General features: G+C 40.9%; 37 protein-coding genes, 1 pseudogene and 1 other annotated feature. Of the genes and pseudogenes, 3 read left to right on the top strand and 35 right to left on the bottom strand.

Translation table 11 applies throughout. The features are described from left to right. Nucleotides 1-18 precede the first annotated feature (18 nt). The 34 genes and pseudogenes from DW059_RS07545 to putP form a co-directional block, all read right to left on the bottom strand. Nucleotides 19-1,452, bottom strand: a complete 1,434-nt coding sequence (locus DW059_RS07545) for a helix-turn-helix transcriptional regulator (protein WP_158552083.1) — start codon at nt 1,450-1,452, stop codon at nt 19-21. A 169-nt stretch (nt 1,453-1,621) separates the two neighbouring features. Beyond that, nucleotides 1,622-2,158 carry a bL17 family ribosomal protein gene (locus tag DW059_RS07540; protein ID WP_022242762.1) on the bottom strand — a complete coding sequence of 179 codons (537 nt, stop codon included), beginning with the start codon at nt 2,156-2,158 and terminating at the stop codon, nt 1,622-1,624. A gap of 131 nt (nt 2,159-2,289) precedes the next feature. Next, nucleotides 2,290-3,252 (bottom strand): DNA-directed RNA polymerase subunit alpha, encoded by a 963-nt coding sequence (locus tag DW059_RS07535; protein ID WP_022242763.1) that lies wholly within the window; start codon nt 3,250-3,252, stop codon nt 2,290-2,292. A gap of 59 nt (nt 3,253-3,311) precedes the next feature. Beyond that, complete coding sequence (gene rpsD / locus DW059_RS07530) at nt 3,312-3,905, bottom strand: 30S ribosomal protein S4 (RefSeq protein WP_022242764.1); 594 nt, start codon at nt 3,903-3,905, stop codon at nt 3,312-3,314. Between the two features lie 18 nt (nt 3,906-3,923). After that, nucleotides 3,924-4,315 (bottom strand): annotated as a pseudogene (gene rpsK / locus DW059_RS07525) (30S ribosomal protein S11). Nucleotides 4,316-4,365: 50 nt separating this feature from the next. Beyond that, nucleotides 4,366-4,734 carry a 30S ribosomal protein S13 gene (rpsM, locus tag DW059_RS07520; protein ID WP_022242766.1) on the bottom strand — a complete coding sequence of 123 codons (369 nt, stop codon included), beginning with the start codon at nt 4,732-4,734 and terminating at the stop codon, nt 4,366-4,368. 262 nt (nt 4,735-4,996) lie between these two features. Next, nucleotides 4,997-5,110 (bottom strand): 50S ribosomal protein L36, encoded by a 114-nt coding sequence (rpmJ, locus tag DW059_RS07515; RefSeq protein ID WP_003022746.1) that lies wholly within the window; start codon nt 5,108-5,110, stop codon nt 4,997-4,999. 170 nt (nt 5,111-5,280) lie between these two features. Continuing rightward, the gene (gene infA / locus DW059_RS07510; protein WP_022242767.1) at nt 5,281-5,499 is read right to left on the bottom strand and encodes a translation initiation factor IF-1; all 219 of its coding nucleotides are present in this window, start codon (nt 5,497-5,499) and stop codon (nt 5,281-5,283) included. 19 nt (nt 5,500-5,518) lie between these two features. After that, nucleotides 5,519-5,785: a KOW domain-containing RNA-binding protein gene (locus DW059_RS07505; RefSeq protein WP_117698353.1), complete on the bottom strand. Its 267-nt coding sequence runs from the start codon at nt 5,783-5,785 to the stop codon at nt 5,519-5,521. Beyond that, complete coding sequence (gene map, locus DW059_RS07500; RefSeq protein ID WP_022242769.1) at nt 5,767-6,549, bottom strand: type I methionyl aminopeptidase; 783 nt, start codon at nt 6,547-6,549, stop codon at nt 5,767-5,769. The genes DW059_RS07505 and map overlap by 19 nt, the downstream gene beginning before the upstream one ends. 3 nt (nt 6,550-6,552) lie before the next feature. Next, complete coding sequence (locus DW059_RS07495; RefSeq protein ID WP_022242770.1) at nt 6,553-7,197, bottom strand: adenylate kinase; 645 nt, start codon at nt 7,195-7,197, stop codon at nt 6,553-6,555. Between the two features lie 117 nt (nt 7,198-7,314). Then, nucleotides 7,315-8,631 carry a preprotein translocase subunit SecY gene (gene secY / locus DW059_RS07490; protein WP_117698352.1) on the bottom strand — a complete coding sequence of 439 codons (1,317 nt, stop codon included), beginning with the start codon at nt 8,629-8,631 and terminating at the stop codon, nt 7,315-7,317. Next, entirely contained in the window at nt 8,631-9,071 is a 441-nt protein-coding gene (gene rplO / locus DW059_RS07485; RefSeq protein WP_022242772.1) for a 50S ribosomal protein L15, read from the bottom strand. The genes secY and rplO overlap by 1 nt, the downstream gene beginning before the upstream one ends. Nucleotides 9,072-9,096: 25 nt before the next feature. Further along, on the bottom strand, nt 9,097-9,276 hold the full coding sequence (gene rpmD, locus DW059_RS07480) for a 50S ribosomal protein L30 (protein ID WP_022242773.1): 180 nt from the start codon (nt 9,274-9,276) through the stop codon (nt 9,097-9,099). Nucleotides 9,277-9,289: 13 nt separating this feature from the next. After that, on the bottom strand, nt 9,290-9,799 hold the full coding sequence (rpsE, locus tag DW059_RS07475; protein ID WP_022242774.1) for a 30S ribosomal protein S5: 510 nt from the start codon (nt 9,797-9,799) through the stop codon (nt 9,290-9,292). Between the two features lie 18 nt (nt 9,800-9,817). Next, nucleotides 9,818-10,186: a 50S ribosomal protein L18 gene (gene rplR, locus DW059_RS07470; protein WP_117698351.1), complete on the bottom strand. Its 369-nt coding sequence runs from the start codon at nt 10,184-10,186 to the stop codon at nt 9,818-9,820. A gap of 18 nt (nt 10,187-10,204) precedes the next feature. Next, on the bottom strand, nt 10,205-10,744 hold the full coding sequence (gene rplF / locus DW059_RS07465; protein WP_022242776.1) for a 50S ribosomal protein L6: 540 nt from the start codon (nt 10,742-10,744) through the stop codon (nt 10,205-10,207). Between the two features lie 190 nt (nt 10,745-10,934). After that, entirely contained in the window at nt 10,935-11,339 is a 405-nt protein-coding gene (rpsH, locus tag DW059_RS07460; RefSeq protein WP_117698350.1) for a 30S ribosomal protein S8, read from the bottom strand. Nucleotides 11,340-11,454: 115 nt separating this feature from the next. Continuing rightward, on the bottom strand, nt 11,455-11,640 hold the full coding sequence (locus DW059_RS07455; RefSeq protein WP_022242778.1) for a type Z 30S ribosomal protein S14: 186 nt from the start codon (nt 11,638-11,640) through the stop codon (nt 11,455-11,457). Between the two features lie 17 nt (nt 11,641-11,657). Continuing rightward, nucleotides 11,658-12,197, bottom strand: coding sequence for a 50S ribosomal protein L5 (rplE, locus tag DW059_RS07450; RefSeq protein ID WP_022242779.1), 540 nt, complete (start codon nt 12,195-12,197; stop codon nt 11,658-11,660). Between the two features lie 24 nt (nt 12,198-12,221). Further along, nucleotides 12,222-12,533, bottom strand: coding sequence for a 50S ribosomal protein L24 (gene rplX / locus DW059_RS07445; protein WP_022242780.1), 312 nt, complete (start codon nt 12,531-12,533; stop codon nt 12,222-12,224). Between the two features lie 13 nt (nt 12,534-12,546). Then, nucleotides 12,547-12,915: a 50S ribosomal protein L14 gene (gene rplN, locus DW059_RS07440; protein ID WP_022242781.1), complete on the bottom strand. Its 369-nt coding sequence runs from the start codon at nt 12,913-12,915 to the stop codon at nt 12,547-12,549. A gap of 18 nt (nt 12,916-12,933) precedes the next feature. After that, complete coding sequence (rpsQ, locus tag DW059_RS07435) at nt 12,934-13,191, bottom strand: 30S ribosomal protein S17 (RefSeq protein ID WP_022242782.1); 258 nt, start codon at nt 13,189-13,191, stop codon at nt 12,934-12,936. A gap of 64 nt (nt 13,192-13,255) precedes the next feature. Then, nucleotides 13,256-13,465: a 50S ribosomal protein L29 gene (gene rpmC, locus DW059_RS07430; protein ID WP_022242783.1), complete on the bottom strand. Its 210-nt coding sequence runs from the start codon at nt 13,463-13,465 to the stop codon at nt 13,256-13,258. Next, nucleotides 13,455-13,892 carry a 50S ribosomal protein L16 gene (rplP, locus tag DW059_RS07425; protein ID WP_022242784.1) on the bottom strand — a complete coding sequence of 146 codons (438 nt, stop codon included), beginning with the start codon at nt 13,890-13,892 and terminating at the stop codon, nt 13,455-13,457. The genes rpmC and rplP overlap by 11 nt, the downstream gene beginning before the upstream one ends. Further along, complete coding sequence (rpsC, locus tag DW059_RS07420; protein ID WP_117698349.1) at nt 13,892-14,548, bottom strand: 30S ribosomal protein S3; 657 nt, start codon at nt 14,546-14,548, stop codon at nt 13,892-13,894. The genes rplP and rpsC overlap by 1 nt, the downstream gene beginning before the upstream one ends. Before the next feature lie 10 nt (nt 14,549-14,558). Continuing rightward, a complete protein-coding gene (gene rplV, locus DW059_RS07415; protein WP_022242786.1) occupies nt 14,559-14,945 on the bottom strand; it encodes a 50S ribosomal protein L22 in 387 nt (128 codons plus the stop codon). A gap of 27 nt (nt 14,946-14,972) precedes the next feature. Further along, nucleotides 14,973-15,254 carry a 30S ribosomal protein S19 gene (rpsS, locus tag DW059_RS07410; RefSeq protein ID WP_022242787.1) on the bottom strand — a complete coding sequence of 94 codons (282 nt, stop codon included), beginning with the start codon at nt 15,252-15,254 and terminating at the stop codon, nt 14,973-14,975. Nucleotides 15,255-15,272: 18 nt separating this feature from the next. Continuing rightward, complete coding sequence (gene rplB, locus DW059_RS07405; protein WP_022242788.1) at nt 15,273-16,115, bottom strand: 50S ribosomal protein L2; 843 nt, start codon at nt 16,113-16,115, stop codon at nt 15,273-15,275. A 68-nt stretch (nt 16,116-16,183) separates the two neighbouring features. Continuing rightward, nucleotides 16,184-16,483: a 50S ribosomal protein L23 gene (gene rplW, locus DW059_RS07400; RefSeq protein WP_022242789.1), complete on the bottom strand. Its 300-nt coding sequence runs from the start codon at nt 16,481-16,483 to the stop codon at nt 16,184-16,186. Beyond that, on the bottom strand, nt 16,483-17,103 hold the full coding sequence (rplD, locus tag DW059_RS07395; protein ID WP_022242790.1) for a 50S ribosomal protein L4: 621 nt from the start codon (nt 17,101-17,103) through the stop codon (nt 16,483-16,485). Before rplD ends, rplW begins: the two co-directional genes overlap by 1 nt. A 27-nt stretch (nt 17,104-17,130) precedes the next feature. Further along, nucleotides 17,131-17,814, bottom strand: a complete 684-nt coding sequence (rplC, locus tag DW059_RS07390; RefSeq protein ID WP_022242791.1) for a 50S ribosomal protein L3 — start codon at nt 17,812-17,814, stop codon at nt 17,131-17,133. 92 nt (nt 17,815-17,906) lie between these two features. Beyond that, entirely contained in the window at nt 17,907-18,218 is a 312-nt protein-coding gene (gene rpsJ, locus DW059_RS07385; RefSeq protein WP_117698348.1) for a 30S ribosomal protein S10, read from the bottom strand. A 410-nt stretch (nt 18,219-18,628) separates the two neighbouring features. Further along, a complete protein-coding gene (putP, locus tag DW059_RS07380) occupies nt 18,629-20,200 on the bottom strand; it encodes a sodium/proline symporter PutP (RefSeq protein WP_117698347.1) in 1,572 nt (523 codons plus the stop codon). Between the two features lie 159 nt (nt 20,201-20,359). On the opposite strand from putP, the gene DW059_RS07375 reads away from it, so the two are divergent. From DW059_RS07375 to DW059_RS07365, 3 genes are all read left to right on the top strand, one after another. Then, nucleotides 20,360-21,178: a hypothetical protein gene (locus DW059_RS07375; RefSeq protein ID WP_117698346.1), complete on the top strand. Its 819-nt coding sequence runs from the start codon at nt 20,360-20,362 to the stop codon at nt 21,176-21,178. A gap of 193 nt (nt 21,179-21,371) precedes the next feature. Beyond that, nucleotides 21,372-22,025 carry a zinc ribbon domain-containing protein gene (locus DW059_RS07370; RefSeq protein ID WP_117698345.1) on the top strand — a complete coding sequence of 218 codons (654 nt, stop codon included), beginning with the start codon at nt 21,372-21,374 and terminating at the stop codon, nt 22,023-22,025. Nucleotides 22,026-22,101: 76 nt separating this feature from the next. Beyond that, nucleotides 22,102-22,332 (top strand) — a binding site (T-box leader). An 85-nt stretch (nt 22,333-22,417) separates the two neighbouring features. After that, on the top strand, nt 22,418-24,412 hold the full coding sequence (locus DW059_RS07365) for a 2-isopropylmalate synthase (protein ID WP_117698344.1): 1,995 nt from the start codon (nt 22,418-22,420) through the stop codon (nt 24,410-24,412). 174 nt (nt 24,413-24,586) lie between these two features. Here the strand turns inward: DW059_RS07365 and DW059_RS07360 are convergent, their stop codons facing one another. Beyond that, a complete protein-coding gene (locus tag DW059_RS07360; RefSeq protein WP_117698343.1) occupies nt 24,587-25,612 on the bottom strand; it encodes a LacI family DNA-binding transcriptional regulator in 1,026 nt (341 codons plus the stop codon). Nucleotides 25,613-25,621 lie beyond the last annotated feature (9 nt).

Below are 25,621 nucleotides of genomic sequence, written 5' to 3'. Positions count from 1 at the left end.
TTAGGGATTTTCCACGATTTATGGCTGTTTCCAGCTATAATAAAACTGAAGAAGCCCAATTCTCGACTTCGTCTCTGTCTTTTCATTTAAAGATGCCATATAACGGTACAATGCTGCTCTTGAAATATATAGCTGCTCTGCTATTACCTGCGCACTTTCATCAGAAGAAAGCAATAACCTTAACACATCCTGCTCCCTGTTTGTAAGTGCATAATTCTTCACAAACGCCTGAAATTTATCCTCCAAAAATTTTTCACGTTCTTTTTCCAGCATTTTCGCCATATTTTCTTCCTGTATATCCATACGAAACTGTACCATATACAAATATACCAGCATACTGATAACTGCAAATAAAATCAATGCTATGATGCTGATGCGCATTCCATCCCCGGTCTCTATCAGCATCAGGGAAATAGTTCCTGTAATCCCGACACAGATATTATTTGTTGCCCTTCCAAGTCCAGCCCATAACTCCGGTACTTTCATATAATAGGAAAGGTCCATAAAACTGGTGGTAAAATATACCACAAAGAAGCCTGCGGACAAATAGAACACAATAAGACCCGCCATAAATGGTCCGCCCCAGACTATTATCACTACACACATTGTTGAAAGCAGTGTCACACAGTACATCATAATCTGCATAAATCTATGCTCTTTTATATCAAAAAGCACTCCTGCCAACAGTCCGCTTACCGCAAGCAATAATCTCGGCCACTGACCAATATCTACACTTCCACCTGCATGTACTAAAGTTACTGCATTGTCCAGACTGGAAAAAATGCATGTCATAAGAACCACTATCGAAATCAAAAGCAGTGCCGCAAGCATCGGATGCCGGAGGCTTCGCCTGTTATTCTTCCGGATATCAGTATCTGAATCTGACCCTGAATCCTCTGCTCCTACTACCCCCCGGCTGCATTCCAGACTCAGTCTGCGAATCAGCAATACCATTGCCGCCAGAAAAACGGAAAGTGCAACAGACTCTACAGTGCTGTTATGTATCAGATTATTACCGATAAACTGAAGCAATAATCCAAAGGCATATCCAAATCCAACGGTTTGTGCAAGTCCTTTTTCTGTCGAAAGGCTTACCACAGCATAATAATGTACAGCACTTCCAATCATGCCATATAAAATATAAAGCAGGAATCCGGATAAAAGCATACTTCGATAGGACAAATGCTCCTGAATTACGAAAATGCAGATGATTCCTGCTATCGGCAATAAATATAAACCTATCTCCCGCATCTTCTGGTTAAAATAACGGTTAATGCATGGGAATAACAGGAATCCTATTACGCTGATTCCCAGCACATAGTTCTGTGCCCTTACTACTCCTGCGGAATCTGTTGCATAGCGTATCATATTGTCAAACAGATACTCCGAGCCTAAAAATATATAATTGAAAATAGCCAGCACTGCTATGATTCGAATTCTTTCTAGTTTCATAAATTGTCTCATTGTCTGTTCCCTGCTCCATTCTTTTGTCTTAATTTCATTATATACAATTGTCTCTTTCCATCAAGTTGACAAATGTCTCATTTCCTGTAAACAAGCAAAAAAAGAGCCAGGACACGAATGTCCTGACTCTTTTTTGATTCATATAAAACGATGTTAATTATACTAACTCGATAAGAACTTCTAAAGCTCCGTCACCTTTACGCTGACCAATCTTTACAATTCTTGTGTAACCACCGTTACGATCTGCATACTTAGGTGCGATTTCGTCGAATAATTTTGCAACTAAATCAACTTTCTTTGTATTTTTCTTCTTTCCTGCTGCTTCTGTAGGAACTTCAGTTACAGGATAAAGAACTTTTAACATCTCTCTTCTTGCATGAAGACGGGAAGGATTATCCTTCTTGATTGTTTTTTCAACTTCGTCATATACAGTAACCTTCTTACCATCTACAACTTCTTTTACTCTCTTGCCGTCTTTGTCTTTTCTTGCAACTTTAGCTTTTACAGTAACTTCTTCGAAGTTATCTTTCTCGCGAACTGCCATTGCAATAAGACCTTCTGCAATTTTACGGATTTCTTTTGCTTTTGCTTCTGTGGTAACAATTTTACCATTGTTTAATAATGCTGTTACCTGATTTCTCAGTAATGCTTTTCTCTGGGAAGATGTTCTTCCTAATTTTCTATACTTTGCCATTTTTATTCCTCCATTTGTGGTACATCCGGCCATGCTCATCGGACTTACTTACCGAATGCTTGTTTTGTGCCACTCATGAACCAACATCACCACGCTCGTCGGACTTACTGGTGCTGCTGCACTGAGTTATCTTAAACCTCGTCGCCCTGATTGAGCTGAAGGCCTAATTCTTTTAATTTTGCTAATACTTCTTCCAAAGACTTACGTCCAAGGTTACGAACTTTCATCATATCTTCCGGTGTACGGTTTGTAAGTTCTTCAACAGTATTGATACCTGCTCTCTTCAAGCAGTTGTAAGAACGTACGGATAACTCCAGTTCGTCAATGTTCATCTCAAGAACTTTTTCCTTCGCATTGTCTTCTTTCTCAATCATGACTTCTGCTGTCTTAGCATTCTCGGAAAGGTCAATGAAAAGACTTAAGTGCTCGCTTAATACCTTTGCAGCTAAGCTGACTGCTTCATCTGGAGCAAGTGTTCCATTGGTATATACATCAAGTGTCAGTTTATCGTAATCGGTAATCTGACCCACACGGGTATTCTGAATGGATAAGTTCACACGCTCTACCGGCGTATAGATAGAATCTACTGCGATTACACCAATTGGTAAATCTGCATCTTTGTTCTTATCTGCGCTGACATAACCTCTACCTTTGGTAATGGTTAATTCCATGTATAATTTGGAATCAGCACCGCCGTTTAAGTGTGCAATTACTAAATCCGGATTCATGATCTGAATATCCTGATCTACCTGAATATCTGCTGCTGTAACAACGCCTTCACCACTGAACTCAATGTAAGCTACCTTAGGCTCATCATCAGCGCTGTTATTACGGATTGCAAGCTCTTTGATGTTCATAATGATTTCAGTAACATCTTCCTTTACGCCAGGAATAGAACTGAACTCATGAAGTACACCATCGATTTTAACCTGACTTACTGCTGCACCTGGCAGGGATGACAACATGATTCTTCTTAAAGAATTACCAAGTGTTGTACCATATCCTCTTTCCAAAGGTTCGCATACGAATCTTCCATATCTTTTGTCTTCAGAAATTTCAGCAATTTCAATTGTTGGTTTTTGAAAATCGAACACTACAAAGCCCCTCCTTCTTTCGGGTAATTTGTTTCTTCTTTCAGCCCGCTAGTTTATGATTATTTAGAATACAACTCGACGATAAGCATCTCGTCTACTGGTACATCAATCATTTCTCTGGAAGGTAACTCTTTTACGGTTCCCTGCATTTTCTCTGCATCAACATCAAGCCATTCCGGAACTAATCTGCCGCCAGCTACTTCTACGACATCTTTCATTCTCTGGGAATTTTTACGGCTCTCTTTGATTTCGATTACATCGCCAGCTTTTACCAGGTAAGAAGGAATGTTAACTAACTTTCCGTTAACTGTAACGAATTTGTGGTCAACGATCTGTCTTGCTTCTCTTCTGGTTCTTGCAAATCCAAGACGGAAGATAACATTATCAAGACGGCTCTCTAAGATAGTCATCAGGTTTGTACCTGTCATACCTTTCATCTGGTCTGCTTTATCATAATAGTTACGGAATGGTTTCTCTAATACTCCGTAAATGAATTTTGCTTTCTGTTTTTCGCGAAGCTGAAGGCCATACTCAGATACCTTCTTGTTCGCTCTCTTTAATTCTCTGTTAGATTTTTTATCATATCCCAAATAACTTGGCTCTAAACCAAGAGATCTGCATCTTTTCAGAACAGGAACTTTATTTACTGCCATTTTAGATATCCCTCCTAATTATACTCTACGACGTTTGGTGGACGACATCCATTATGAGGAACTGGAGTTACGTCACGAATAGAAAGAACTTCAAGTCCGGCTGCCTGAAGGGCACGGATTGCTGCTTCTCTTCCTGATCCTGGTCCTTTAACCATAACATCAACTGTTTTTAATCCATGTATAAGAGCTGCTTTTGTAGCAGTTTCTGCTGCCATCTGTGCAGCATATGGAGTAGATTTCTTTGAACCTCTAAATCCAAGACCACCGGCACTTGCCCATGATAATGCATTACCTTCAGCATCTGTTAATGTAACGATGGTGTTATTGAAGGATGCCTGAATATGTGCCTGTCCATGTTCAACGTTTTTTCTTACACGCTTTTTTGTCACTTTTTTTGTAACTTTAGCCATATCTAAACTAACCTACTTTCTTAAATTTAAAATTATAAAGTTGCCAAGAATTATTTCTTCTTGTTTGCAACAGTTCTCTTAGGACCTTTTCTTGTTCTTGCATTGGTCTTTGTTTTCTGACCACGAACTGGAAGTCCTTTTCTATGACGGATTCCACGATAGCATCCGATTTCCTGTAATCTCTTGATATCAAGAGCTGTCTGACGTCTTAAGTCACCTTCTACAACCTGAGTCTCATCGATTACTGCACTAATTCTTTTTACCTCGTCGTCAGTTAAGTCTCTGCAACGGGTATCAGGATTAACGTTTGCCTCAGCAAGGATACGGTCAGCACTAACTCTGCCGATTCCATAGATATAAGTCAAACCAATCTCAACACGTTTTTCTCTTGGTAAATCTACACCTGCAATACGAGCCATGTGTGTTTACACCTCCATATAGATTTCTTTGTTAATAGTAAGGAATTCCAAAGACCCATGCAGCTGCGGTTTCCCGCCCTGAAATGTGTGCATACACCTTTTTCTTCCTATAGTAATGATTGCTTAGCAATCCCAGCCACAATCTGCTGCATCCTCTCGGTATGTAAGGACTGCGCAACAGACCACGCGCGTTCGCGTTATATTATGAACAGCACATTCTCATGCGCTGCAGCCGCACATAATTTTTCAAACAAAGTGGAAATTAACCCTGTCTCTGTTTGTGCTTAGGGTTTTCACAGATGATTCTGATGCTTCCCTTTCTTTTGATAACTTTGCACTTCTCGCAAATAGGTTTAACTGATGATCTTACCTTCACAGCATAATCCTCCTTTCTACTTGCCTGCGCCCCGGAAAACCTGTTTCCATGGGTATTTCTCTTTTCTTTCTGCTAAACAGCATAATATGCCCTTGTTTTCACAAAAGCGTCCATTTAGCATTTTAGCATAGAGAATCCGAAAAATCAACTACTTTTCTCGAATTTTCTCCTTATTTATCTCTCCAGATAATTCTGCCCTTTGTCAGATCATATGGAGACATCTCAATCGTAACCTTATCACCTGGTAAGATACGAATGAAATTCATTCTTAATTTGCCGCTGATATGCGCCAGTACCTGATGGCCATTCTCAAGCTGCACCTGAAACATTGCGTTTGGAAGCTTTTCCAAAATTGTTCCTTCTACTTCAATTACATCTGCCTTTGACATTTTCTTTCCTCCTGCTAAATCAATCTTTTCTGGTTAATATATATTGCTCATAAGCCTTAATCAGCTTTGCTGCTTTTGCATTTTCTGTAAGCCCCGGGTTATTTACTGCTTCTAAGACTTCCTGCGGAAGCTTTTTTACAAGCTGTACATGTTTGTAGCTTTTCTTTCTCGGCCGGTCACAGGTTCTTGTGGTTCCATTTACAAGATAGACGAATTTTTCATCCTGTGACTGCACTACATAGTACTGATTCCGGTCGTGACCTGCCTTTACTCTTGCCAGATACATTCTCTTTCCTCCTCTGTCAATGTAAGGATTTCCGGTCTTCCTTCTGTAATCAAAATGGTGTTTTCATAATGTGCAGATAAGGAACCATCGTAGGTTACTACTGTCCATTCATCATCCATCCATTCCACATCCGGGCTTCCGGCATTTATCATCGGCTCAACTGCCAATGTCATTCCTGCCTTCAGCTTCAGTCCTCTTCTCCACTGACGGAAATTCGGAATCTCCGGTTCCTCATGAAGATGGGTTCCAATGCCATGCCCTACCAGATCATATACAACTCCGTAGCCGTAACTTTCTGCATAATCTCCAATTGCTCCTGAGATTTCATAAAGCCTTCTTCCGGCTCTTGCATACTGCATTCCCTGGAAAAAGCTTTCCCGGGTTCTTTCTATTAAAAGAGCAGCCTCTTTACTGATTTCACCAACTCCATGGGTTCTTGCCGCATCGGAATGATATCCCTTATAGATAAGACCAGTATCAAGGCTTACGATATCGCCTTCCTTAATAATATGGTCTTTTCTTGGAATTCCATGAACAACTTCGTCGTTGACCGATACACAGACGGATGCCGGATAGCCCTGATAATTCAGGAAATTCGGTTCGCAGCCAAGGCTGCGGATGGTCTCTTCTCCGATTTTATCAATCTCCCATGTGCTGATTCCAGGTTTGATTGCACGTTCCAGTTCCTGATGTACTTTAGCAAGATACTTTCCTGCCTGACGCATCAGCTCTATTTCTTCTGCTGATTTAATCGTAACCGACATTATTTACGCTCCTAAGATTGTAACGATGGCTTTGAATACTTCATCCATCGGCTGTGTTCCGTCTACAGATTTTAAAATGCCCTGATTCTTATAATAATCAATCAATGGCTGTGTCTGCTCATGATATACTTTTAATCTCTTCTGAACTGTCTCTGGCTTATCATCTTCACGCAATACGATTTCGCTGCCACAACGGTCACAGATTCCTTCTACCTTTGGTGGAATGGAAATAAGATGATAGGTTGCTCCACAATTTAAGCAGGCTCTTCTGCCGCTCATACGATTTACGATATTTTCGTCTGGAACATCTACATCAATTGCATAGTCCATCTTCTCGTTTATTTTACCAAGTGCTGCATCCAATGCTTCTGCCTGAGGAATGGTTCTTGGAAAACCGTCCAGTACGAAGCCGTTCTTGCAGTCATCCTGCTGTATTCTGTCCATTACCAGATCACAGGTTAATTCATCCGGAACTAAAGCTCCCTGGTCCATATACTGTTTTGCTTTCTTGCCTAATTCTGTTCCGTTTTTGATATTTGCACGGAAAATATCTCCTGTTGAGATGTGTGGAATAGAATATTTATCTGCAATCTGTTTTGCCTGTGTACCTTTACCAGCACCCGGCGCTCCTAACATAATAATTTTCATATAAAGAAAACCTCCTGTTTACCTTCTTCTTTGCAAGCTAATCTGCTTTTTCTTCTATAAACAACTTTAGTGCACCACAGGAGACGCTGCATTTGCAGCACCCCCTTCTGGTACACATTAGTCATTCAAAAATCCTTTATAGTAACGAACTAACATCTGGGATTCGATCTGTTTAATTGTCTCGATAACAACACCTACGATAATGATGATAGATGTTCCACCGAAAGATACGTTTGCTTTAAATACTCCATTGAAGAAGATTGGAATAACTGCAACAATGGATAAGCCTGCCGCACCGATAAAGACAATGTAATTTAAAATCCGATTCAGATAATCGCTGGTTGGTTTTCCAGGTCTGATACCCGGGATAAATCCACCCTGTCTCTTCATGTTGTTCGCAATCTCCAGCGGATTGAATGTAATGGATGTATAGAAGTATGCAAATGCAATAATCAATACAAGATATACAGCCAAACCAATGCTGTAGATTGGCTCCTGTGGGTTGCACCAGTTAGACTGGGATAATCCCTTTAAAATCTTACTGCCAATTCCTGTTCCATTGCCCTTTCCTAAGAGAGACGCAATAACAACCGGGAACTGCATTAAAGACTGTGCGAAGATAACCGGGATAACTCCACCGGTATTTACTTTCAGAGGAATATGCGTAGACTGACCGCCTACCTGTTTTCTTCCCTGAATTTTCTTCGAATATTGTACCGGAATCTTTCTCTGAGCTGCCTGAAGTACAACGACAAAGACAACGGTTACTAAAATGATTGCTGCGATAATTACTACTGCAAGAACTGCTTTTGCAGGAATCTTTCCTTTTACAAACTGCTCATACAGTGTTCCAAAATCGCTAGGAATTCGTGAAATAATGTTGATTACAAGTACGATAGAAATACCGTTTCCAACACCCTTTTCCGTAATTCTCTCACCAATCCACATAAGTACTGCAGAACCTGCTGTCAAGGTTACAATTACCTGAAGAACCGTAAGCCATCCTTTATCGGTCAGATAACCGCTTCTGGAGAATCCGATTGCCATTGCAATTGCTTCGATTAAAGCCAGAGCAACAGTCACATAACGTGTAATCTCTGCAATTTTCTTTCTTCCTTCTTCACCGTCACGCTGCATCTCTTCCAGTTTTGGAATTGCAATCGTCAACAGCTGCATGATGATGGAAGATGTGATATATGGTGTGATATTCAATGCAAAGACGGACATCTGTAAGAATGAACCGCCTGTTACTGCATCGAAAAAGTTAAACGCATCACTACTCTGATTAGCAAACCAGTCTGCAAACACATTCCGGTCAACACCCGGAATCGGTAACTGTGAACCGATTCGGATGATAATCAGCATAAAAAAGGTAAATAAAATTCTATTTCTAATATCTTTTACTTTAAATGCGTTACGAACTGTATCAAACATTAGATCACCTCAGCTTTTCCACCAAGAGCCTCGATTTTTTCTTTTGCGCTTGCGCTGAATGCATTAGCCTGAACTGTGAGCTTCTTAGTAAGTTCGCCGTTTCCAAGGATCTTAACTCCATCTCTTGGATTCTTTACGATACCTTTTTCCAGTAAAGTTTCAACAGATACTACTGCATCGTTGTCAAATACTTCAAGAGCAGATACATTGATTCCAACGATAGTCTTGGAATTAATACATTTGAAACCTCTCTTCGGTAATCTTCTGTATAAAGGCATCTGGCCACCTTCAAAGCCTGGTCTTGGAGCTCCGGAACGAGCTTTCTGTCCCTTGTGTCCTTTACCAGCGGTCTTACCGTTTCCTGAACCGTGACCACGGCCTCTTCTGAAATTATCACTATGCTTAGAACCTAATGCCGGCTGTAAATTGGATAAATCCATTTCTGGCACCTCCTTATCTCTATAATTAGATTTCTTCTACTTTCACTAAATGTCTTACCTGCTGAATCATTCCTCTAACAGCTTTGTTATCCGGACGTTCAACTGATGCGCCAATTTTCTTAAGACCTAATGCTTCTACTGTCTTTTTATTCTTTGGCACTGCACCGATAGTAGATTTTACGAGTGTAATTTTTAAATTTGCCATTTCTTATTCCTCCTTAACCTACTACTTCTTCTACAGATAATCCACGAAGTTTTGCAACTTCTTCCGGGGATTTCAGTTTGCTTAAAGCATCGATAGTAGCAAGTACTACGTTCTGCTTATTGTTGGAACCAAGAGATTTTGTACGAATATTCTCGATTCCTGCCAGCTCACATACGTTACGAGCCGGACCGCCTGCGATAACACCGGTACCTTCTGGAGCTCTCTTTAATAAAACAGATGCACCAGTATGTTTTCCGCTGATATCATGAGTAATACTATTGTTCTCATCTAATTTTACAGTGATAAGTTTTTTCATAGCATCTTCTTTTCCTTTGCGGATTGCTTCAGGAATTTCAGTTGCTTTTCCAAGTCCTGCGCCCACATGACCATTGCCGTCACCAACAACAACAAGAGCTGTGAAACGCATGTTACGTCCACCTTTTACAACTTTCGTAACGCGCTTGATTGATACCACTTTTTCTGTTAATTCTAATTGACTAGCATCAATAATTGTACGTTTCATGTACTGTTTTCCTCCTTATTAGAATTCTAATCCAGCTTCTCTTGCTGCGTCAGCTAATGCTTTTACTTTTCCGGAATATATGAAACCGCCTCTATCAAAGACAACTGTTGTAATACCTTTTTCTAATGCTTTCTTTGCAATTGCAGTACCAACCTGTGCTGCTGCATCAACGTTATTAGTCTTCTCGCAAGCTGCTTTTACATCTTTATCCATTGTAGATGCTGCTACGAGGGTATTGCCAACTGTATCGTCAATAATCTGAGCGTACATATGATTATTACTTCTAAACACAGCTAAACGTGGTCTCTCTGCTGTTCCAGCCAGGCGATTACGCAGTCTTCTATGTTTATTTTCACGAGCTGCTGTTCTTGATTCTTTATTAACCATCTCTCGTCACTCCTTTAATTATTTCTTACCAGTTTTACCAACTTTACGTCTAATAACTTCATCAGCATATTTGATACCTTTTCCTTTGTAAGGTTCAGGTCTTCTCTTATCTCTGATTTCAGCTGCGTACTGGCCAACTTTTTCTTTATCGATACCTTTGATGATAATCTTGTTACCATCTACTGTAGACTCTAATCCTTCTGGATCTTCCATCTCTACCGGATGAGAATATCCAAGGTTTAATGTAAGTTTCTTTCCTGCTTTAGATGCTCTGTAACCTACACCATTTACTTCAAGTTCTTTGGTAAATCCATCTGTTACACCAACAACCATGTTGTGAATCAGTGTTCTTGTTAATCCGTGTAAGGATTTCATTTTCTTCAAATCATTTGGTCTTGTAACGGTTACTTCAGAACCTTCTACTTTGATTTCCATCTCGGATGGTAATACTCTGCTTAATGTTCCTTTTGGACCCTTTACAGTCACCTGATTATTTTCTGCTAATTCCACAGTAACACCTGCTGGAATTGCGATTGGCATTCTTCCAATTCGTGACATGCCCGTACCTCCTGTATAATTTGTGGTTTATTGTTACCTGCGCTATGCCTTAAGAATATACTCTTAAGGTAGTTCTGCTCGCTAACTTCGCACCGCACCCCAAAGGGCTTGCGCTCAGTAATCTCACAGAACGGCTTTCACACTAGCCTCAATCTTCGCCTGCGGCTCGATTTCATCAAGTGTTCAATGCCTACCAAACAAATGCTAATACTTCGCCACCAACCTGAAGCTTTCTAGCCTCTTTGTCAGTGATGATTCCCTGGTTTGTGGAAAGAATTGCGATTCCAAGTCCACCAAGTACCTTAGGAAGATTATCTTTACCAGCGTATACACGAAGTCCTGGTTTAGAAATTCTCTTCAGTCCGGTAATAATCTTTTCATTCTTATCTGCACCATATTTTAAGGTTACACGAATGGTCTTAAAGATTCCATCTTCAATGATGTCATATTTTGCAATGTATCCTTCTCTTACTAAAATGTCTGCGATTGCCACTTTGATTTTAGAAGCCGGGATATCAACTGTATCATGTTTTGCAGTGTTTGCATTACGGATTCTTGTAAGCATATCTGCAATTGGATCACTTGTCATTGTCATGATGTGTCTGCCTCCTATTATTCTTCTCTTTCTTTGTTGTAGATGTTCTCTGTCAAGTTCGACCTACGCCACAAGGGCTTCGGTCTCACTCAATTTAAGAGAATGGCTTTACAGCCTACCAGCTTGCTTTCTTTACGCCCGGAATCTGACCTTTGTAAGCCAGTTCACGGAAGCAAACTCTACAGATTCCATATTTTCTTAAATATGCATGTGGACGACCACAGATTCTGCAACGATTGTATTCTCTAGAAGAGAATTTCTGTTTACGCTGCTGTTTTACTTTCATAGAAGTCTTTGCCATTTAAATTCCCTCCTGTCTTATTTAGCGAATGGCATATTGAATAATGTCAATAATTCGCGTGCTTCTTCGTCTGTCTTTGCAGTTGTTACGAAAATAATATCCATTCCTCTTACTTTATCAACCTTATCGAATTCAATTTCAGGGAAAATGATCTGCTCTTTGATACCAAGAGCGTAGTTACCTCTACCGTCGAAAGCGTTCGGATTAACTCCTCTGAAGTCACGTACTCGTGGTAAAGCTAAGTTTACCAGACGGTCTACGAACTCATACATCTTCTCGCCTCTTAAAGTAACTTTACATCCGATTGGCATTCCTTCTCTTAACTTGAAGTTAGCGATGGAATTCTTTGCCTTTGTAGTAACTGGTTTCTGACCGGAAATTGTTTCCATATCTTTCATAGCTGACTCTAAGATTTTAGCGTTTTCTTTTGCTTCACCAACACCCATGTTGATAACAATCTTAGAAAGCTTTGGTACTTCCATAATGTTTTTATAGCCGAACTTTTTGGTCATTGCATCAATGATCTCGTTCTGGTACTGATCTTTAAGTCTACTCAACTTGCTGCTCCTCCTCTCTTACGATTAATCGATTACATCACCTGTAGATTTTGCATAACGTACTTTCTTATCTCCATCCATTTTGAAACCTACACGGGTAGCTTTTCCTTTGTGAAGATACATTACGTTAGAAGCATCAATAGGTCCTTCCTGATGGATGATTCCACCCTGCTGGTTAGCCATGCTTGGTTTTGCATGTTTTGTTACCATATTGATACCTTCAACAAGTAAAGTATTGTTTTTCTTATTTACAGCAATTACTTTGCCTTCTTTGTCTTTGTCTTTTCCAGCGATTACCTTTACAGTATCACCTTTTTTAATTTTCAAGCTTGCCATTTTCGGGTACCTCCTACAATACTTCCGGAGCCAGAGAAACAATTTTCATAAACTGTTTTTCACGAAGCTCTCTTGCTACTGGTCCAAAAATACGAGTTCCTCTTGGGGTTTTATCATCTTTGATAATAACTGCAGCGTTTTCATCGAATTTGATATAAGAGCCATCTTTACGACGAGCACCTTTTACTGTACGAACAACGACTGCCTTTACAACGTCACCTTTTTTAACAACGCCGCCTGGTGTTGCATCTTTAACAGTAGCTGTAATTACATCACCAATATTTGCATATCTTCTGGTTGAACCGCCCATAACACGGATGCACAGCAATTCTTTTGCTCCAGTGTTATCAGCAACCTTAAGTCTGGTTTCCTGTTGTACCATGCCGGTAGCCTCCTTCTATTATTTTGCTCTTTCCATAATCTCTACAAGTCTCCATCTCTTATCTTTAGAGAGTGGTCTTGTTTCCATTACTCTGACGGTATCACCGATTTTACACTCGTTGTTCTCATCATGAGCTTTTAATTTGTATGTCTTCTTTACGATCTTGTTATATAATGCATGTCTTACGTTATCTTTAACAGCAACAACAATGGTCTTATCCATTTTATCACTTACAACAACGCCTACACGTGTTTTTCTAAGATTTCTTTCTTCCACGACGAATCTCCTTTCATTTATGATTGCCTGTTTGCCTGCTTAAGCAGGTATGATTCTTTTGAAATTATTCAGCAACTTTTTCTTTCTGAGTAATAACGGTCTGGATTCTGGCAATATTCTTTCTAACTTCTTTGATTCTGCTCGTGTTATCCAGCTGATTTGTTGCGTTCTGGAATCTCAAATTGAAAAGTTCTTTTTTAGCTTCAACCAACTGCATTTTTAAATCAGCAGCGGACTGTGTGTTTAATTCTTCTAAATATTTACTAGTTTTCATTTGATTCACCGCCTTCTAAGTCTGCACGAGAAACCACTTTGCATTTACAAGGTAATTTGTGTGTAGCAAGACGTAATGCCTCTTTTGCAACCTCATCAGATACATCAGAGATTTCAAATAATACACGTCCTGGTTTTACTACAGCTACCCAGTACTCTAAAGTTCCTTTTCCGGAACCCATACGGGTTTCTGCTGGTTTTGCAGTTACTGGTTTGTCTGGGAAAATTTTAATCCAGACACGGCCACCACGCTTGATATATCTTGTCATAGCAATACGGGCTGCCTCAATCTGATTGGAACGAATCCAGCATGGTTCAAGTGCTACGATACCGTAGGAACCATTTGTAATTTTATTTCCTCTCATCGCTTTTCCGGCCATAGAACCACGGAACTGTTTACGATGTTTTACTCTCTTAGGCATTAACATTACTGAACTCCTCCTTCCTTATTTCCTTTTGTAGGAAGTACTTCTCCTTTATAAATCCAAACTTTAACACCGACTTTACCGTATGTGGTGTCTGCTTCAGCAAATCCATACTCGATATCTGCTCTTAATGTCTGAAGTGGAATAGTTCCTTCTGAATAGAACTCGGTACGAGCCATATCAGCTCCGCCAAGACGTCCGGATACGGATGCCTTAATACCCTTTGCTCCAGCTTTCATACATCTTCCCATGCAGGATTTCATTGCTCTACGGAAGGAAACACGGTTCTCTAACTGAAGTGCAATGTTCTCAGCTACTAACTGAGCATCTTTGTCTGGTCTCTTTACTTCTTTGATATCTACAACAAGTTTCTTGTCTGTAAATTTCTGTAATTCAGCTTTTACTTTCTCGATTTCAGCTCCGCCTTTACCGATTACAACGCCCGGCTTAGCTGTGTAAAGGATAACCTTTACTCTGTCGGATGCTCTTTCGATTTCAATCTTAGAAACACCTGCAGCATATAATTTCTTTTTCAGAAATGTTCTGATGTTATAGTCTTCTACTAAGAAATCAGCAAAATCAGATTCTGCGTACCATTTGGAATCCCAGTCTTTGATAACGCCGACTCTTAAGCCATGAGGATTAACCTTCTGTCCCATGTTTGCCCTCCTATCTTTCATTCAGCACAATTGTTAAGTGGCTTGTTCTCTTCTCGATTCTGTAAGCTCTACCCTGTGCTCTTGGTCTGATTCTCTTCATTGTTGGTCCTTTGTTTGCGTAGCACTCCTCAACATAAAGGTTTTCTGTGCTCATTCCGTTATTGTTCTCTGCATTTGCAATAGCAGATTTTAATAACTTCTCTATTACGCTTGATGCGTATCTTGGATTGTAAGTTACAATCGCAAGTGCTGTCTCAACATCTTTACCGCGGATAGCATCTAATACGAAACAAGCTTTCTGAACTGACATTCTTGCATAAGACAACTTTGCGGAAGGTCTAGTATCTTTTACTGCATTTCTTTCTCTCTTAATCTGACTTCTATGTCCTTTTGCCATGAGTGAAACCTCCTTTCAAAATTCTATTTATCTAACGCCTGATTTCTTCTCGTCTTTTCCATGGCCTCTGTAAGTTCTTGTTGCTACGAACTCACCGAGTTTGTGTCCAACCATATCCTCTGTGACATATACAGGAACATGTTTTCTTCCGTCATGAACAGCAATTGTATGTCCAACGAAGGATGGGAAAATTGTGGAACGACGTGACCATGTCTTGATAACTGATTTATCATTTGCTGCGTTCATAGCATCTACTTTTTTCAGTAAGCTTTCGTCTGCAAATGGTCCTTTTTTAAGTGATCTTGCCATTTTATTTCCTCCTATCTACTATTTAATAGCTCTGCCGTCTCTTCTTCTTACGATTAACTTGTTAGAAGCTTTTTTCTTCTTACGTGTCTTAAGTCCAAGAGCAGGTTTGCCCCAAGGTGTACATGGACCTGGACGTCCAACTGGTGCCTTACCTTCTCCACCACCATGTGGATGGTCATTCGGGTTCATAACAGAACCGCGGACTGTCGGGCGGATACCCATGTGACGTTTACGTCCCGCTTTACCGATATTTACAAGGTTGTGGTCACCGTTACCGATTACACCAATGGATGCACGGCAGTTCAGAGGAACCATTCTCATTTCTCCTGAAGGAAGACGAAGTGTTGCGTATTTTCCTTCTTTAGCCATCAACTGTGCGCTGTTACCTGCAGAACGTACTAACTGTCCGCCCTTGCCAGCGTATAACTCAATGTTGTGTACCTGGGTACCTACCGGGATGTTCTCCAGTGGTAAGCAGTTTCCAACTCTTACTTCTGCTTCTGCTCCGTTCATAACAGTCATTCCGTCTGTTAATCCTTCTGGAGCAAGGATATATGCTTTCTCGCCATCTGCATAACTAATTAAAGCGATGTTAGCTGTTCTGTTTGGATCGTACTCGATTCCGATTACAGTTGCCGGGATACCATCTTTTCTTCTCTTGAAGTCGATGATTCTGTATTTTCTTCTGTTTCCACCACCCTGATGTCTTACTGTAATTTTACCCTGATTGTTACGACCGGAGTTCTTCTTTAAAGAAGTTGTAAGGGATTTCTCAGGAGTCTTCTTTGTGATTTCAGAGAAATCAGATCCAGTCATATTTCTTCTGGAAGGTGTATATGGGTTGTATGTCTTAATTCCCATTGTTTTTCTCCTTTCAATAAATAAGTTTATTATCGCACTTTTCTGTGCCTAGCTGAGTTTCCCGGATTTTACAGTCCGGAGAAAATCTCGATATCTGCACTATCTTCTGTTAACTGAACGATAGCTTTCTTTGTTTTCGCAGTTTTTCCAACTACAGCACCACGTCTTTTGTTCTTGCCCTCCTGGTTCATTGTGTTAACCTTGGCAACCTTAGCGCCTTCGAACATTTTCTCAACTGCTTCTTTGATCATGGTTTTGTTAGCTTCCGGATGTACTAAGAAAGTATATTTCTTTTCTCCCATAGCTGCCATACTCTTCTCAGTTACTACTGGTTTGAGGATTACATCATAATACTGTACGTTTGCCATTATGCATACACCTCCTCGATTTTTTCAACAGCAGCCTTTGTTGCTACTACTGTGTCATATTTCAATACATCAAATACGTTCATTTCGCTGGTCTGTGTTGTCTTAACAGTTGCAATGTTTGCAGCGGATTTGATTACGTTTGTATCCATATCGCCTAAAATAACTAATGCTTTGTCTGCTTTCAGATTGTTCATAACCTCTGCGAATTTCTTTGTTTTGATTTCGTCTAATTTCAGTTCATCAACAACGATGAATTTATTTTCCTGAACTTTAGATGTTAAAACAGATTTTAAAGCTGCTCTCTTTTCTTTCTTGTTTAATTTGAAAGAATAGTCTCTTGGTACTGGAGCGAATACTGTACCACCGCCAGTCCACTGTGGAGATCTTGTTGAACCCTGTCTTGCATGACCAGTTCCTTTCTGTCTCCAAGGTTTTCTTCCGCCACCGGATACTTCAGAACGTGTCTTAGCTTTCTGAGTTCCCTGACGATTGTTAGCTAACTGCTGAACTACTGCCATGTGTACCAGATGTTCGTTAATTTCTACACCGAATACAGCATCGTTTAAGTCCATATTGCCAACTTCTTTGCCTTCCATATTATAAACAGATACTTTAGCCATCTGTGTGTTCCTCCTTTCTTAAATGCACTATTTTGCTGCTTTTACTGATTCTTTGATTGTTACTAAAGCTTTCTTAGGTCCTGGAACAGCACCTTTGATTAAAAGCAGGTTGTTCTCTGCGTCTACTCTTACAACTTCAAGGTTCTGAGTTGTAATCTTAACGCTTCCCATATGTCCCGGCATTCCTTTGCCCTTGAATACACGGCTAGGTGTAGAACAGGAACCATTAGAACCCTGATGACGATGGAATTTAGAACCGTGAGCCATAGGTCCTCTATGCTGACCAAGTCTCTTAATAGCGCCCTGGAATCCTTTACCTTTAGAAATTGCAGTTGCGTCTACATGATCGCCTTCTGCAAAGATATCTGCTTTGATTTCATCTGCAAGATTATAATCAGCTGCATTTTCAAGCTTGAACTCTCTTACAAATCTCTTTCCAGACACACCAGCTTTTTTGAAATGTCCCATTTCAGCTTTGTTTACGCCATGTCTGTTTCTGATTTCTTTCTTACCGTTGGCATCTTTGTTTACAACTTTTTCTTTCTTGTCAACAAAACCAACCTGTACTGCACTGTATCCGTCGTTTTCAACAGTTTTAATCTGTGTTACTACACAAGGACCAGCCTGTAATACAGTTACCGGCACTAATACGCCGTCTGCATTGAAGATTTGAGTCATTCCGACTTTTGTTGCTAAAATTGCTTTCTTCATTATCTTTCCTCCTGTTTTTTCTACAGCGGAACGGTTTCCCGTTCATCCTAGAAAGCCTTGCGGCCCCTCAGGATTTACTACTTGTTTTGACTTTATTTCATTTTGATATCGATGTAGACACCAGCTGGCATTTCTAATCTTGATAATGCATCAACTGTTTTCTGTGTCGGAGCAATGATATCAATCAGTCTCTTATGAGTTCTCTGCTCGAACTGTTCTCTGGAATCTTTGTACTTGTGTACTGCTCTAAGAATGGTAACTACCTCTTTCTTAGTTGGCAGCGGCACCGGTCCGCTCACCTGTGATCCATTTTTCTTTACAGTCTCGATGATTTTTTTTGCTGATGAATCTACTAATTCGTGATCATAAGCTTTCAATGTGATTCTCATTACTTGACTTGCCATAAAAAAAGTCGCCTCCTTTTCGCACTTTAATTCAGTACGACAAGCGGTGACTGTACACTTCTCCGTGTGTGTCATAAGCTTTACACACGTTGTTTCTACCTCTGTAGACCATATTCGTGATACAGTGACTTGTCGCCAGTTTCCTAACTTGACATTCGCTCCACGGAAAACCTGCCACAGTGGGCAGCAACCTCACGCTTCTACGCTATCAATGTCACAGCAAGGATTAGTATACACGACAGGTTACGCTTTTGCAATACTTTTTTTAGAAAAATTGTATTTTTTTGTGTACAATCCATTTCCTATCTTTTTTACGGTATTTTTCACTTCTGCCTTGTTTTTTCATTATAAAAAGCTGTTTACTTGCCGGCATCCTTTTGCCATTGCAAATAAACAGCTTTTCTTTTCTATTATAATTCTATGCTCTTGTCAGCAACGTCTGCAAATTCTTTCTGCATTTCCTCGCTTGGTGCTTTGGTGCAAAGACTCACAATTACGATACAGATTAAACTTAAGAAGAATCCTACCAGAAGGGAATAGATTCCGGTTCCGGTTCCAAGTGTTACCATGGCACCGTCTGCGTTTTTCATCAAAGGAATATAATCCCAGATGATAACTGCCAGACCGCCGGATATAATTCCTGCAATTGCTCCCGGTTTGTTCGTACGCTTCCAGAACAGGGATAATACTACCAGTGGTCCAAATGCGGCGCCAAAGCCTGCCCATGCATTGGATACCAGTCCCATGATGGAGTTGTTCGGATTCAGTGCAATGATATAAGCAATAATTGCAACCACTACTACGGTAATACGGCTGACCATAAGGACCTTTTTATCACTTGCTTCTTTATTTACCACACCTTTATAAATATCTTCTGATACGGAAGATGCGGTTACTAAAAGCTGTGAATCTGCAGTAGACATAATTGCTGCAAGGATTCCGCACAGGAAGATTCCTGCAACAAACGGCAATGCATACTGCTTCGTAAACAAATGTGTAATCATATTAATGAATACATTTTCCGCAGAATCTGCCCCGGCGCTTCCAAGCACTTCCGGATACAGGTACGCTCTTCCAACCACACCAATGATGCAGGCAAAGGTTAAGGATAATGCTACCCAGACAATTGCAATACCTTTGGATTTCTTTAATTCTTTCTGGCTCTTTACCGCCATAAATCTGGTCAGGATATGAGGCATTCCGCAATATCCCAATCCCCATGCGAGCTGCGAAATAATATCGATGGCACGATATGGCTCTCCACCATTCTGCCAGAGGCTCATATAGGAATCGCTTCCTCCCGCTACTCCGCTGGCATCTAAAAGTTCTCTTAATCCGCCATTGCCACTTACCACCGCATATGCCATCAGAGGCACTGCAAGAAGTGCAACCAGCATCAGCATTCCCTGGATAAAGTCTGTTACACATACTGCCATAAAACCTCCCATGAAGGTATACAGTAAAATAACAACTGCACCGATGGTTAAAGCTACGGTATAATCAACACCAGTTACTGCATGGAACAATTTTCCGCCTGCTGCAAATGCAGATGCAGTATATACCAGGAAGAATACGACTATTACTATAGAAGAAATACACAACAACACATTCTTCTTATCATGGAAACGATTCTGGAAATACTCCGGTAAAGTCAGGGAGTTATTGGCACGGATGGTATATCTGCGCAGTCTTCCGGAAATAAATATCCAGTTGCAGACCGTTCCAATAAACAGTCCAATAGCAATCCATGCCTGACCGGTTCCAAATGCATATACCGCACCCGGAAGTCCCATCAGAAGCCATCCGCTCATATCAGATGCCTGTGCACTTAATGCTGCCACCCAGCCGCTTAAGCCTCTTCCTCCAAGAAAATAATCTTCTGAATTCTTTGTACTTTTCATATATTTCGCACCTATGGCAATCATCACACCCATATATACCACAAATGCTGCAAGAATCCACAGCACGTTACTGTTAAACATAAAATGTCCTCCTCTTAAATTACTTAATATTTAGAATAGCAATTGTTTGTTTTGTTGTAAAGTCTTATTTTATTTTGCCGATATTATTTATATAGTAGATTCTCATAAACGGCATATGTGAAAATGGATTTTCACAGAACTTTTCAAGGAGGAAAAGATATGAATCTCAAACTCGAAAACTCACTTGTGGTTCTTTCCCAACGCAAGAAGGAACAGGGGCTCCCGCAGCGTCCTACAAAAAAAGAACGGAACCAGGAGCTGACCCGGGAGGAACGCCTGTTACAGCATTATCAGGAACAGATTTCCCAGATGCATGAAAGTAATTTCCAGCAGGAGCTTCAGGCAAAATTAGATTCCGGTCAGGAATTAACTCCGGAGGAAGAACAGTATTTAGAAAAAGTCAATCCGGATGCCCTAAAAGAACATGAGAAGTTAAAGGAAGAAGTGGCAGCTTACCGCAAACAGCTTCAAAACTGCCGTACCAAAAAGGACGTTGAGAAGCTAAAGCTCTATAAAATGGGGCAGTTTATGTCTGAGGTTAAGACGGTTTCCAATGACCCCCACATTCCAAAAGCCAAGAAAAAGGCTATGTTAGAGCAGATTTTAAAGCGCACCTATGCCATTGAAAAAGAACACAATGATTATACCAAGACGCCGGAATATCAGACAAAACCGGACAAAGAGCCTTATGAAGATGTAAGTCCAGCCGATAAGGATAAAAGTTCTGCCGATTCAACCAATGCAACGACATCCGATTCTACCGATAATGCAGAAATCTCTTCCGGTTCAGATTCTGCCGAAGAGTCTGTGGGTGCAGCGGATGATGGCTCAGATAAGCACACTGCCGATTTGGTCAAAGCAGAGCATGACGATAAGTCTGGTGAAGAACCTGTCACTGCTCAGTCTGTACGACGCGAAATTAATATCCATCTTTCCGGGCTCCGCAAAAAAGCAGCTCATATTGATGCCAGCGTGTAAGGCAGATGGGGATTTCTTCTTATTTTATTGTTTACAGATATCAGGAAAACAGATAGAATGATATGATATAGGTGATTCGATGATATTTTTAAGGTTTTTGAGAGAAAGATGATTTCATTCTGTCAACGACCTGAATACAATACATCTGCATTACCTTATATAATATAATGAATACAAAAGGGGGAGACATTTTATGCAATGTCAATCATGCGGAACACAATATCCAGATAACTTTAGAACCTGCCCGAACTGCGGTGCACCGGCTCCAATGCCAAACCAGCGTCCATACAACGGACAGCCAAATCCTTATAATGGACAGCCCCAATTTAATAACGCTCAGCAGAACCCTTATAATGGACAGCCTCAGTTTAACAATGCTCAGCAGAACCCTTATAATGGACAGCCTCAGTTTAACAATGCTCAGCAATATCCTTATGGCAATCCATACGCTGCACCGAATCAGGTTCCACAGGGAATGAGTAAACACGATTTCTATCATTCTCCACTCTGCAAGAAATACAGAGGAAATATTATTGCTTCTTCTGTTATCATTTATATATGTGTAGGAATTAATCTGCTTCTTATTGCTTTTTTACATAATTATACCTCACTGATTGATGCTGCAATTATGCTCGGACTCGGACTTGCTATTCATCTTGCGCAGAGCCGTGTATGCTCCATTTTACTTTGTGTCTATGGCGTCATTAATACCATTTTCGTATTCCTTTCGTCGGGAGAGTTTGGCGGATGGCTGATTCTTGTGGCAGCAATTTATGCTATTGTGGCAACTTTCCAGTATCAGGGTGCTTGGAATAAATATAGCAAGAGTGGTCAGATTCCTTATTAAAATATATCAATATAAGTGATTAAATTTAATCATACACAAATGTACTTTTTTGTGTTAGTATTACCAAAGACATTTGAAAAAGGCTATGAAAAGGAATAGTAACTGTCAGGAATTCTCTCAGAAAGCCGCCGGTTGATGCAAGACGGCAGAAGGAATACAGTGAACTCGCCTTGAAGCTGCCGGCTGAACCCTATAGTAGGTCGCGACGGACTCCCACCGTTACCCGGGAATGGCATGATAGTGCTAATGAGTGCATGTAACAACATGAAATAGAGTGGTACCGCGAAAGTTTTCTTTCGTCTCTATGATTCATCTTCGAATGATAGAGACGGAAGATTTTTTTACGCGAATAACACTGCAACATAATCAGAATATTTTTTTGGAGGTTCAATATGAAAGGATACGAAAAATATCAGCGTGCATATTTTATGCCGCCTGAATGTACTTATGACTGGGTAAAGAAGGATTATATCGACAAGCCGCCTATCTGGTGCTCCGTTGATTTACGTGATGGCAACCAGGCTCTGATTGAGCCGATGAGCTTAGAGGAAAAGCTGCAGTTCTTTGAAATGCTGGTTAAAATCGGTTTCAAAGAAATTGAAGTTGGTTTCCCTGCTGCTTCCGAGACAGAATACAACTTTATGCGCGCCTTAATCGACCGCAATATGATTCCGGACGATGTTACCGTCCAGGTTCTGACCCAGGCAAGAGAGCATATCATCAAGAAAACCTTTGAAGCGGTAAAAGGTGCTCCGCACGCAGTCATTCATCTTTACAATTCTACCTCTGTTGCACAGCGTGAGCAGGTATTTAAAAAGAGCAAAGAGGAAGTAAAACAGATTGCCATTGACGGGGCAAAGCTTTTGAATAAACTGGCTTCTGAGACCGAAGGAAACTTCTCCTTTGAATACAGCCCGGAAAGTTTCCCGGGAACTGAAGTGGACTATGCCGTGGAAGTCTGCAACGCAGTACTTGATGTATGGCAGCCAAAGGCTTCTAATAAAGCAATCATTAATATTCCAACCACTGTTGAAAATGCAATGCCGCATGTATTTGCCACTCAGGTAGAATACATTCACAAGCATTTGAAATATCGTGATGCCGTAACACTTTCCCTGCATCCACACAATGACCGTGGCTGCGGTGTCTGTGACGCAGAGCTTGGTATTCTTGCCGGAGCCGACCGTATCGAAGGAACTCTTTTCGGTAATGGTGAGCGTACCGGTAATGTAGATATCATCACACTTGCCATGAACATGTTCTCACACGGCGTTGATCCGAAGCTTAACTTCTCCAACCTGCCTGCAATCCGTGAGAAATATGAAAATTTTACCAGAATGCACGTTTACGAACGTCAGCCATATGCCGGTGATCTGGTATTTACCGCTTTCTCCGGTTCCCATCAGGATGCCATTGCCAAAGGTATGGCATGGCGTGAAGAGAAAAAGCTCAACGAGTGGTCTGTCCCTTATCTTCCGGTTGACCCAATGGATGTGGGCAGAACTTACGATTCTGACGTTATCCGTATCAACAGCCAGTCCGGTAAAGGTGGCGTAAACTACATTTTGAAACAGAACTTTGGCATTTCTCTGCCAGAGAAAATGCGTGAGGAAGTCGGCTATCTGGTAAAACATGTTTCCGATGAAGAGCACAAAGAGCTGTCTCCACAGTGGGTATATGAAATCTTTGAAGATAAGTATGTAAAACGCCAGCCTTACTTCCAGATCGAAGAATGCCACTTCAAACAAGTGGATGGTATTATGGCAGAAGCTACGATTGTTCATGGTGGGCAGAACCGCCTGGTAAGCGCCAACGGAAATGGCCGTCTGGATGCTGTCAGCAACATTATCAAACAGTACTTCGGCATCAGCTATGAGCTGTCCATATACGAAGAACACGCTTTGAGCCATGGTTCCTCTTCCAAGGCTATGTCCTATGTAGGAATCACCTGCTATGGTCAGATGTACTGGGGTGTTGGTATCGACGACGATATCATCAAATCCTCTATCAGCGCACTGGTTGTTGCAGTAAATCAGGTTCCTTCCATAAAATCCAGTGTTGAGATTCAGGATAAGCGCTTAATGGAAATGAAGAATTACATTCAGACAAACTACCAGACCGTCACCTTAGAGGATATGGCAAAACAGTTCCACCTCTCTGAGCCGTACATTTCCAAATATATTAAGGAAAAATCCGGTCAAACATTCGTTGAACTGGTTCAGGGTGTCCGCATGAAAAAAGCAAGAACTCTTTTAAAGAACGGAAATATGACTGTTGAAAACATTGCATACTCCGTGGGTTATCAGAATGTAGAGCATTTCAACCGCCTCTTTAAAAAGAAATACGAGATGACACCGGTACAGTACCGCAATTCCTGTAGTAAATAAATCTTGATTTAAGAATTTAATTAAAGAAACACGCTTAGACCTTGTACTAAAAAAGTACTCGGACTAAGCGTTTTTTCGTAGTTTCTATCTTCCCGGCAAACTGTTATTTCCAACCGACCATCGGATCTGATTAACTGCCGTATCTGATTGCAGCGATATCAGTCAGCTACGATATCAGGTCGACTGCCTTACAATCAATGTCGGGATTGTAATATAAGACTGGGCATACAGATTCGGTTTTCTGATTTTCTGGAGGATGTATTTTCCCGCCTGTATTCCCATGTCATACATATCAATATTTACTACGGTCAGCTGCGGCTTCAATATCTGTGAAAATGGATAATCATCAAAAGTAATGACCCTGATATCCGAAGGTATCTCTATTCCGGCATGATGTAATGCATTGACGCAGCCATAGGCAATGTAATTGTTGGCACAGATAATGCCATCCGGTCTTACTTTATTGGAAAGAATCTCTTTGGTCATCTCATATCCACTGTCACATTGGGATTCCCCTCGCTGCACATAATCTTTCGGCACCAGCACATCATGCTCATTCAGAACCGACAACACGCCGTCCAGACGGTGCATGGAAATCTTATCCTCTTCCGTTCCGCCAATAAATGCAAGGGACTGACAGCCCTGCTCCAGCAGATGTTTCGCTGCCAGCTCACCCGCCAGGCGGTTATCAATATCAATCCAGCAGAAATGGCTGGTAAAGTTAGGATTGCCAATCACCAGATGAGGAATGGATTCCTGAAAAATCATTTCATCCAGTTCTTTAGAAATAACAGCCGCATGAATGATATAGCCGTCTGCCGCCTTCTCTTCTGCTGCTTTGTGGATATAATCCCTCGCTTCTACAGATGACATATTCTTTATCACCAGGCTATAGCCTTTTTCCGTTAAGACATACTCCATCCCACACACCATTTCAAACATATGCGGGTTGGCAAATCCTGCATTCTTCCCCAACGAGGTCACAAAGACAATGGTCTTTGTAGACTGTGTGACAAAATTTCTCGCGCGGAGGTTCGGATGGTAATCCAGTTCCTGCATGACCTTTTTCACCCGGTCTATGGTCTCCTGAGAAATGGAATAAGAGCCATTCATAACCTTTGAGACCGTTGCCGTAGACACTCCTGCCTGCTTTGCCACATCCTTAATCGTAACCGCCATTTTCTGTCCTTTCTGCGCCAAAATAATTTT

This window comes from Roseburia sp. AF42-8, assembly GCF_003435965.1.
GTDB lineage: Bacteria > Bacillota > Clostridia > Lachnospirales > Lachnospiraceae > Roseburia_C > Roseburia_C amylophila.
This window is presented reverse-complemented; position numbering and strand designations above follow the sequence as displayed.